Genomic DNA, 8,487 nt, shown 5'->3' with positions numbered 1-8,487 from the left:
CCCGGTGCGGCGGTGACGCCCGAGATCGTGAAGAGGATCGCGATGAGAAACGCCGCCGCGAGGACGACGATCGAGAGCCAGGTGCCGAGGTTCGAGACGAGGCTCGACGCGGTGCTCAGCGACCCCGAGACGCTCGACGCGAGGTCGGACTCGGTCGACACCGTGGCGCTGGTGAGCTGCTTCTGCAGGGCGGTCTTGATCGTGCCGACGTCGGCGGACGACGTCGCCGAGACGTAGATCGAGGTGACCTTGCCGTCCAGGTCGGCCAGTGCCTGCGCGGTGTCCAGCGGGATGTACGTGTTCGAACCGGTGGTCGACGACGAGCCGGTGGACGACACGATGCCGATGACCGTGAAGTCCTTCCCGCCGATGGAGACGGTGTCGCCGACGGCCTTCGACTCGCTCTTCGCGTAGGTGGCGTCGAGCACGACGACGTCCTTGCCGGCGTCCTTCGCCGTGAACGTGCGGCCCGTCGTGAGCTCCGTGCTCGTGAGCGGCCCGACCGTGTCGCCCGACACCGGGATGCCGGTGACGGTGAACGAGTCGACGCTGAACGAGCCGCCGCCGAAGCCGCCGCCCTCGCCGCCGCTCGGCGGCCCCTGCTGTGCCCCGGTGCCGCTGCTGCTGTCGCTCGAGCTGCTGCTGCTCGAGCTGCTGTCCGACTGCTGCTGCACCTGGCCGGAGAACGTGCTGTTCTCGAGGGTCAGGACACCGGTCGCGGCCTTCACCCCGCTCGTGCTCGTGACGGTCTCGACGTCGGTGGCGCTCAGCGTGCTCGACCCGCGGGACACGGCGAGGCGGGACTGCGAGAGGTCGGTCGATCCGCTGCTGCTGCCGGAGCTGCCCTGGCTGCCGAAGTCGAAGCTCGGGCGGCCCGTGGCGGAGCCGGTCGGGGTCTCGGTCTTCGTCACGGTGATGTCCGTGCCGACGCCGTAGACCGACTGCAGCACGCTCGCCTGCGCGGCCTTCACGCCGCCCGCGATCGAGGACACGATGACCACGAGGGCGATGGCGAGCGCCATGCCGATCGCGATGATGACGGTCTGCTTCTTGCGGTTCGTGAGTTCGCGCCTGAGGTAGGTCAGGAACATGGTTCTCCTCGGTGTTGGGGTCGAGGAGACCGTAGGGAGGCAGTCGATGAGCGGCGCTGCCGGATCCGAAGAACTTCCGATGAAGCCTCAGCCGGCGTCGCCGTAGGTGCGGCGCAGGTGCTCGGCGTAGCCGCCGGGCGTCCGGCCGTCGAACCGGCCGCTCGTCACCACGGGGAGCGCCGTCGTCGCCCGGACGTCGAAGCCGAGGGCACGCGCCCGTCCGACCAGCCGGACGTCCTCGTGCTCGGGTACCGGGTCGAAGCCGCCCAGCGTCAGGCAGACGTCGCCGCGGACGCCGAGGTTGGCACCGTGCACGTGGCCGAGCGTCGACCCCGGCGGGTGCGCGTGCACCCACCGGGCGAGCACCACGGGGTCGAGGTCGACCGGGTCCGGGACGACCGCCCCCACCAGGACGTGCGCGCCGTCGTCGTGGGCGTCGACCTGCTGCACGAGCCACCCCGGGTCGACCCGGGAGTCCGCGTCCGTGTGCGCGGTCCACCGTTCGGCCGGCGGCGGACCGCTCGCGAGGGCCTTGCCGGTCCCGACCGCCCGGGCACGCCCGACGCCGACGTGCGCGGTCTCCACGACGTCCAGGGGCACCACCTGCCAGAGCGGGTCCGCGGCGACGGACGACCGGAGGACCGCCGCCGTGGTGTCCGAACAGCCGTCGAGCACCACCGTGACGGCGACGCCCACCCCGGGGTGCACCCGCCCGAGGACCCGGATCGCGTCGGCGAGGGCCAGGACGCACCCGGCGACCCCGTCCTCCTCGTCGTGGGCGGGGACGACGACGTCGATGCGTCCGGGCAGCGTCACGGTGTCAGGCCCTCGACCGCGGCGACGGAGCGCACCGCGGGTCCGGGGAGGACGCTCAGCACGAAGTCCTCCTCGACGTGCCGGACGAGCGCCGGACGCGGCCACCGCTCGGCGATGCGGGCGTCGACGGCGTCGCCCGAGGTGACCGCGTCGTCGTCCGGGTGCCGCCAGTGGCAGGCGACGAGGACCCCGTCGTCGTCGAGCGACCCGAGGACCCGGTCGATCGTCGCGTCGAGGTCCGCCGGCGACAGGTAGTAGCCGACCTCGGAGACCACGACGAGGTCCCACCGGCCGTCCGGCCACTCCGAGGGCAGCGCAGCCTGGACGAACCGGGCCGCCGGGGCGCGCAGCCGTGCGCGGGTGAGGGGCGAAGCCGCGATGTCCGTCCCGAGGACGTCGTCGGCGCGTTCGGTGAGCGCCGCGGTGAGGACCCCCGTCGCACATCCGAGCTCGAGCGCCGACCGGTAGTGCTCGCGGGGGAGCGCCGCCAGGGTCACGGCACGCTTCCGCCGCTCGTACCAGGAGCCGTCGAAGTCCCACCCCTCGGGCTTCCGGTCGTAGTGGGCGTCGAACGAGGCGCGGGAGCGCGAGGCCGGAGCGTCGGACACGGCGAAGAACCACTCGGTCGACCGGAGGTGGTGCGCGGCGTGCCGGGCGTCGACGACGGCCTCGTCGCCCGGTGCCGGCGACAGCGGACGGGTCTGCGACGGGTACGCGTCGAGCGCCGCACGCTTCCGGTCGAGCACGGCCGGCGGGAGCACCAGCGCGCGGGCACGGTCCCACGGCGCCGCGGGGGCGGCCGGGTCGTCCCAGTGCCAAGCCCACACCGGGTACTCGAGCAGGCGGGCTCCGGGTGTTCCCGCGACGACGTCCGCCGCCACCTCGCCGGCGATCCGGTGGTCCCGGTGCCCGTCCCCGCGCCACGGTGCGACGACCAGCACGGGACCGTCGACCGCTGCGAGTCGCTTGGTGAGCGCCGCCCGGAGCACGTCCGGGTGCTCGCGCAGTCCACCGTCGGGGACGCCCAGGACCGAGGCGCTCGCCGCGGGGTCGAGCAGCCGCACCGCCGCACGGAACTCGGCGTCCCGCACCGTGCGCAGTCGCTCGGGCGAGGTCGTCGAGGAGTGCGGGTGCGATCCCTCGCCCCGGGTCGCGAGGAGCACGTGCACGGGGATGCCGGCGTCCGCCGCGGAGGCGATGAGCCCGCCGGCACCGAGGGTCTCGTCGTCGGGGTGCGGTGCGACGACCACGATCGCGGCGAGGCCGTCGAGCCGGACGGGGAGCGGATCGACCGACCGCAGGAACGTCGTCCAGTCCTCGGGGTCGGTGCCCGGTTCCCGGTGGTCGAACGTCACCACGCGACACCGCCGTCCTCGACCACGATCCGGCCGATGCGGGCGAGGTCCCGGTCGCCGTGGTCCTGCAGGACGTAGAGCTCGAGGTCGGCGACCCGTGCCGCGACCGACGCGTCCGCGGTCAGGGGAGCGGGGCCGAGGGTGCGGACGACCCGTTCCCGGACGGCGTCGACGGAGCGGCGGACGCGGGAGCGCACCACCTGGGCGAGCAGCACCCACTCGCGGTCCGTCGTGGCGTCGGGGCCGGGGTCGTCGATGCGTGCGGCGGCGCCGGCGAGGGCGTCCTCGGCGTCCGCGAGGTCCGCGACGGTCGCACCGAGGGCGACCTGCAGGAGTTCGGACCCCCGGTGCCCGGCGGCGCGGTCGCGCAGGAGGCGGGCGAGTCCGACGGCACCGCCCCACCAGCACGCGGCGACGCCGATCCCGCCCCACGCGAACCCGGGGCGTGCGGTGTACCACCCGGGCTCGCCGACGGGTGTCGCACGCACCCCGGCGAAGTCGACCGGGCCACTCGGCACGTCCGGCATGCCCCGGGCGACCCAGGCCTCGTCGTGCACGGTGACGCCGTCCTGGCGGAGGTCGACGGCGAACAGCTGCCGGTCCTCGCCGACGTGCGCCGTGACGAGGGCGTGCGAGAGGACGGACGCGAGCGAGCACCACGGCTTCGTCCCGTGGAGCAGGACCGAGCCGGTGTCGACCGGGCCGGTGCCGCCCGCTCCGGCTCCCTCCGCGGTCGCCGTGAGCCGCAGCCCCGGCGCCTCGGCGGCGAAGACGCCCCACGTCGAGCCCTCCGGCGCGGTGGCACCGGCCTGCGCCAGGATCGCGAGGGCGTCGAGGTGCGGCTCCACGGCACGGGCGAGGGCGACGTCGGCCGCCGCGACCGCGGCGAGGGCTGCGAAGGACCCACCGGCCGTGCCCTCGGACAGCAGGGGCGCCGTCGCGGCGACCGCACGCACCGACGCGAGCCGGTCCGACGGGGCCGAGCCGCGCCTCCAGGACCCGGCCGCGACCCGTGCGGAGTCCTCGACCCCGTCGGCGTCGACGGAACGGGCGGAGGCCGGCCAAGCCGAGGATCGGAGCATGGCGGCCACGGTACGGAGCGGCCGCCGAGTGCCTGCTCGGGAATCCACAGAGCGCCGAGGGCCGCTCCACAGACGGCTCATAGGAAACTCTCGATACTCGAAGACGTGACCATCTCCCAGCCTGCAGCAGCCCCGCGCCTCACGCGTGCCGACGGAACCCCGTTGCGCATCCTCGTCGTCGACGACGAGGCCAGCCTCACCGACCTGTTGTCCATGGCGCTCCGCTACGAGGGCTGGGACGTCAAGAGCGCCAACGGCGGCCAGGACGCGCTGAGCACGGCGCGTGAGTGGAAGCCGGACGCGATGGTGCTCGACGTGATGATGCCGGACCTCGACGGCCTGCAGGTCCTCAGCCGGCTGCGGCAGAACAACGACGACACCCCGGTGCTGTTCCTCACCGCGAAGGACTCCGTCGAGGACCGCGTCACCGGTCTCACCGCGGGCGGCGACGACTACGTCACGAAGCCGTTCTCGCTGGAGGAGGTCGTGGCACGGCTCCGTGGGCTCATCCGCCGCTCGCAGATCTCGATCTCCGAGGCCGGCGACTCGCGCATCGTCGTGGGCGACCTGGTGCTCGACGAGGAGTCGTACGAGGTGTCCCGCGCCGGTCGGCCGATCGAGCTGACCGCCACCGAGTTCGAGCTCCTCCGGTTCCTCATGCGCAACCCCCGCCGCGTGCTGTCCAAGGCGCAGATCCTCGACCGCGTGTGGTCGTACGACTTCGGCGGCAAGTCCTCGGTCGTCGAGATCTACATCTCCTACCTGCGCAAGAAGATCGACGCGGGCGAGACCCCGATGATCCACACCGTGCGCGGCGTCGGGTACGTCATCAAGCCCACCGCGTGAGGTCGGCCGCGTGACGCTCCGTCGACGGCTGGTCCTCAGCATCGTCGCCCTCGTCGTGGCCGTCAGCGCGGTGATCGGCGCGGGCAGCATCATCGCGCTCGCGTCCATCCAGACGGGTGCGATCGACAGCCAGCTCTCGAAGGCGACCGACCGCGCGAGCACCAAGTTCGGCGAGGGGCAGCAGAACCCGAACGGGCAGCGCCCGAACGACGACGCCCTGCAGCCGCTCGGCCAAGCCGCCGGGACCCTCACCGCCTACTACTTCTCCGGGGGCGGTGCCGGCGGCATCGTCCTCACCGACAACAGCTCGCGGCTGCAGCTCTCCGCGACGCAACTCGACCGCCTGGGCACCGTGAAGGTCGGCGTCGACCCCGCGACGATCGACCTCGGCGGGACCCTCGGGCGCTACCGGGTCGCCGCAGTGCAGGTCGACAACCCGGTGCTCGGCAACGCCGTCCTCGTCGTCGGGCTCCCGATGTCGCCGGTGTACGAGAGCGTCCGATCGCTGCTCGTCGTCGTGATCATCGTCGTCGTGGCCGCCCTGGTCGCCGCGTCCGTCGTCGCCGCGGTCGTCGTCCGACGGTCCCTGCGGCCGCTCGAGCGGGTGGCGGAGACCGCGTCGACCGTGGCCCGGATGCCGCTCGAGCGGAGCGACGCACTGCAGGACGTCCGCGTCCCCGACACCGATCCACGCACCGAGGTCGGACGCGTCGGCAGCGCCTTCAACCGCATGCTCGGGCACATCGCCGGCGCCATGCAGGCCCGCGAACGCTCGGAGCAGAAGGTCCGGCAGTTCGTCGCCGACGCCTCGCACGAGCTGCGCACCCCGCTCGCCTCGGTGCGCGGGTACGCCGAGCTGACCCCCCCGATGGGCGGCGACCTGCCGAAGGACGTCGTCTACGCGATGGGTCGCATCGAGTCCGAGTTCGTCCGCATGACGAGCATGGTCGAGGACCTGCTGCTCCTCGCCCGGCTCGACGAGGGCCGCGAGATCCAGTTCGACGACGTCGACTTGACCGGGCTCGTGCTCGACGCGGTGAACGACGCGCACGCGGCGTCGCCGGACCACCCGATCGAGGTGGACGTCCCGTCGACCCCGGTGACGGTCGTCGGTGACGCGGCACGCCTGCACCAGGTGATCGTCAACCTCGTCACGAACGCCCGCACCCACACCCCCGACGGCACCCGCATCACGGTCGGGATCGCGCCGTCGACCACGGGCACCGGTGTCGACCTGACCGTGCGGGACACCGGGCAGGGCATCGACCCGGAGTTCTTGCCGAAGCTGTTCGAACGGTTCGCGCGTGCCGACAGCTCGCGCTCCCGCACCGCGGGCTCGACCGGGCTCGGGCTCGCCATCGTCGACGCGGTCGTGCAGGCACACGGCGGGTCCGTGGACGTGACGAGCGAGCCGGGGGACACCGTCTTCACCGTGCACCTGCCGGCCGAGCGGCTCGCTGGCGCGGACTGGTCGACGACACCCGAGGTGGCTCCGGCGAGCAGCTGACGGACGGGAGGCGCGGGTCGGGCCCGCACCGCGCCTCCTGTCCGGTGGGCGGTCCGGTCCGGGCCGGGTCCCGGTGCCGGTGGGCGGTCCGGGCTGTCCGCCTGGTGCGGTGGTGGGGCCCCGGCGGGTGCGGCGGCCGGGTCCTCCGCCTGGGGCGGTGGTTGGTCGGGGGCGTCTCGCCGTGCTACAGTTCTCGAAGCCAAAGACCGCCGGTTGTCGTGCTGCTCGCAGCGTGACCGAAGGTCCTCACTCATGAGGCAGCCCGCGCAGGTGTTCCGAACCACTCCTTCCGTTCGCGGGGGAGCAGCTCCGAGCCTCTGCGCCGGAGCTTTTTTCATGTGGTGGGGCTGTGCTTGCCGCAGCCACGGACCTGGGGCTAGCCGGCAAGAACCCCAAGGAGAACCATGGCGAACAAGGAAGCTGCGGTCGCCGAGCTCACGGAGTCCTTCCGTAGCTCGAACGCCGTTCTGCTCACCGAGTACCGCGGTCTCACGGTCGCGCAGCTCAAGGAGCTCCGCAACTCGATCCGTGAGCACGCCACGTACGCCGTGGTGAAGAACACGCTGACCAAGATCGCGGCGAACAACGCCGGCATCTCGTCGTTCGACGACGAACTCGCCGGTCCGTCCGCTCTCGCCTTCGTCCACGGTGACACCGTCGCCGTCGCGAAGTCGCTGCGTGCATTCGCCAAGGCGAACCCTCAGCTCGTGGTGAAGGGTGGTTACTTCGACGGTAACCCGCTCTCCGCGACCGAGGTGGACAAGCTCGCCGACCTCGAGTCCCGTGAAGTCCTGCTCGGCAAGCTCGCCGGCGCCTTCAAGGCCTCGCTGTTCGGTGCTGCGTACCTGTTCCAGGCACCCCTCTCGCAGGCCGTCCGCACCGTGGACGCCCTGCGCGAGAAGCAGGAGTCCGCGGCCTGATCCGGCACGCGTTCCACAACCACACGATCTAGCTAGTAGTAGGAGAAAATCATGGCGAAGCTTTCGCAGGACGAGCTCATCGAGGCCTTCAAGGAGCTCACGCTCATCGAGCTCTCGGACTTCGTGAAGAAGTTCGAAGAGGTCTTCGAGGTCACCGCGGCCGCCCCGGTCGCCGCTGCCGCTCCGGCCGCCGCTGGCGCCCCGGCCGAGGCCGCTGAGGAGAAGTCGGAGTTCGACGTCGTCCTCAAGTCCGCTGGTGACAAGAAGATCCAGGTCATCAAGGAGGTCCGTGGCCTGACGTCGCTCGGCCTCGGTGAGGCCAAGGCGCTCGTCGAGACCGCCGACGCCAAGATCCTCGAGGGTGTCAACAAGGAGACGGCCGACAAGGCGAAGGAGGCCCTCGAGGCCGCCGGCGCCACGATCGAGCTCGCGTAGTCTCGACCGTTCGGTCACGAAGGCCGCTGCCCCTCGGGGCGGCGGCCTTCGTCGCGTGCGGGGCCGGGCGGCGGCCGGTGCGGCTTCGCCGAGTCTCGGCTGGGCGGACGCGCGGGGTGCGGGGCGTGCGGGGCGTGCGGGTACGTTTCGCGGTGAGCGACACTTCACGCCGCTCGACGCCCGTGAGGTGTCGCTGAGCGCGTGAGCTCGCCGCCGTCAGAGTCGCACACCGTGTGCCCGGAACAACGCGCGGAGCCGGTCGAGATCGACGAGGTGCCACCACGTCACCCGGATGACGGTCCGGACAGCCGGGAGCGCCCGGAGCCGGTCTTCGCGCCGCTTCTCTGCCCAGAGCACGTCGGACGGACGACGTCCGTCGAGCATGGTCGGATGCCCTCGCTGCTGACCGCGGTGCTCGTCGGCGCCTGCTCGGCT

The 8,487-nt window shown here is 72.5% G+C and carries 8 protein-coding genes and 1 pseudogene; 4 read left to right on the top strand and 5 right to left on the bottom strand.

From position 1 onward, the window contains the following. From I5E_RS12925 to I5E_RS12910, 4 genes are all read right to left on the bottom strand, one after another. Positions 1–1,091, bottom strand: a 1,091-nt coding sequence (locus tag I5E_RS12925) for an ABC transporter permease (RefSeq protein ID WP_022907355.1), incomplete at its 3' end; no start/stop codon positions are given. A gap of 87 nt (positions 1,092–1,178) precedes the next feature. Further along, positions 1,179–1,907, bottom strand: a complete 729-nt coding sequence (locus I5E_RS12920; protein ID WP_022907354.1) for a glycosyltransferase — start codon at positions 1,905–1,907, stop codon at positions 1,179–1,181. Further along, positions 1,904–3,262 (bottom strand): bifunctional PIG-L family deacetylase/class I SAM-dependent methyltransferase, encoded by a 1,359-nt coding sequence (locus I5E_RS12915; protein ID WP_261974936.1) that lies wholly within the window; start codon positions 3,260–3,262, stop codon positions 1,904–1,906. Before I5E_RS12915 ends, I5E_RS12920 begins: the two co-directional genes overlap by 4 nt. Further along, positions 3,259–4,344 carry an acyl-CoA/acyl-ACP dehydrogenase gene (locus I5E_RS12910; RefSeq protein WP_148286964.1) on the bottom strand — a complete coding sequence of 362 codons (1,086 nt, stop codon included), beginning with the start codon at positions 4,342–4,344 and terminating at the stop codon, positions 3,259–3,261. The genes I5E_RS12915 and I5E_RS12910 overlap by 4 nt, the downstream gene beginning before the upstream one ends. A gap of 105 nt (positions 4,345–4,449) precedes the next feature. Here I5E_RS12910 and I5E_RS12905 point away from each other — a divergent pair, with 105 nt between their 5' ends. The 4 genes from I5E_RS12905 (at position 4,450) to rplL (ending at position 8,052) form a co-directional block, all read left to right on the top strand. After that, positions 4,450–5,190, top strand: coding sequence for a response regulator transcription factor (locus I5E_RS12905; RefSeq protein WP_031262639.1), 741 nt, complete (start codon positions 4,450–4,452; stop codon positions 5,188–5,190). 10 nt (positions 5,191–5,200) lie between these two features. Next, positions 5,201–6,697, top strand: a complete 1,497-nt coding sequence (locus tag I5E_RS12900; RefSeq protein ID WP_022907353.1) for a sensor histidine kinase — start codon at positions 5,201–5,203, stop codon at positions 6,695–6,697. Between the two features lie 404 nt (positions 6,698–7,101). Continuing rightward, a complete protein-coding gene (rplJ, locus tag I5E_RS12895) occupies positions 7,102–7,617 on the top strand; it encodes a 50S ribosomal protein L10 (RefSeq protein WP_022907352.1) in 516 nt (171 codons plus the stop codon). A gap of 51 nt (positions 7,618–7,668) precedes the next feature. After that, positions 7,669–8,052, top strand: coding sequence for a 50S ribosomal protein L7/L12 (gene rplL, locus I5E_RS12890; protein WP_022907351.1), 384 nt, complete (start codon positions 7,669–7,671; stop codon positions 8,050–8,052). 216 nt (positions 8,053–8,268) lie between these two features. On the opposite strand, the pseudogene I5E_RS25545 reads toward rplL, so the two are convergent. After that, a pseudogene (locus I5E_RS25545) lies at positions 8,269–8,487 on the bottom strand (hypothetical protein); the annotation flags it as partial.

The sequence above is a fragment of the Curtobacterium sp. B18 genome (assembly GCF_000333375.1).
Lineage (GTDB): Bacteria > Actinomycetota > Actinomycetes > Actinomycetales > Microbacteriaceae > Curtobacterium.
This window is presented reverse-complemented; position numbering and strand designations above follow the sequence as displayed.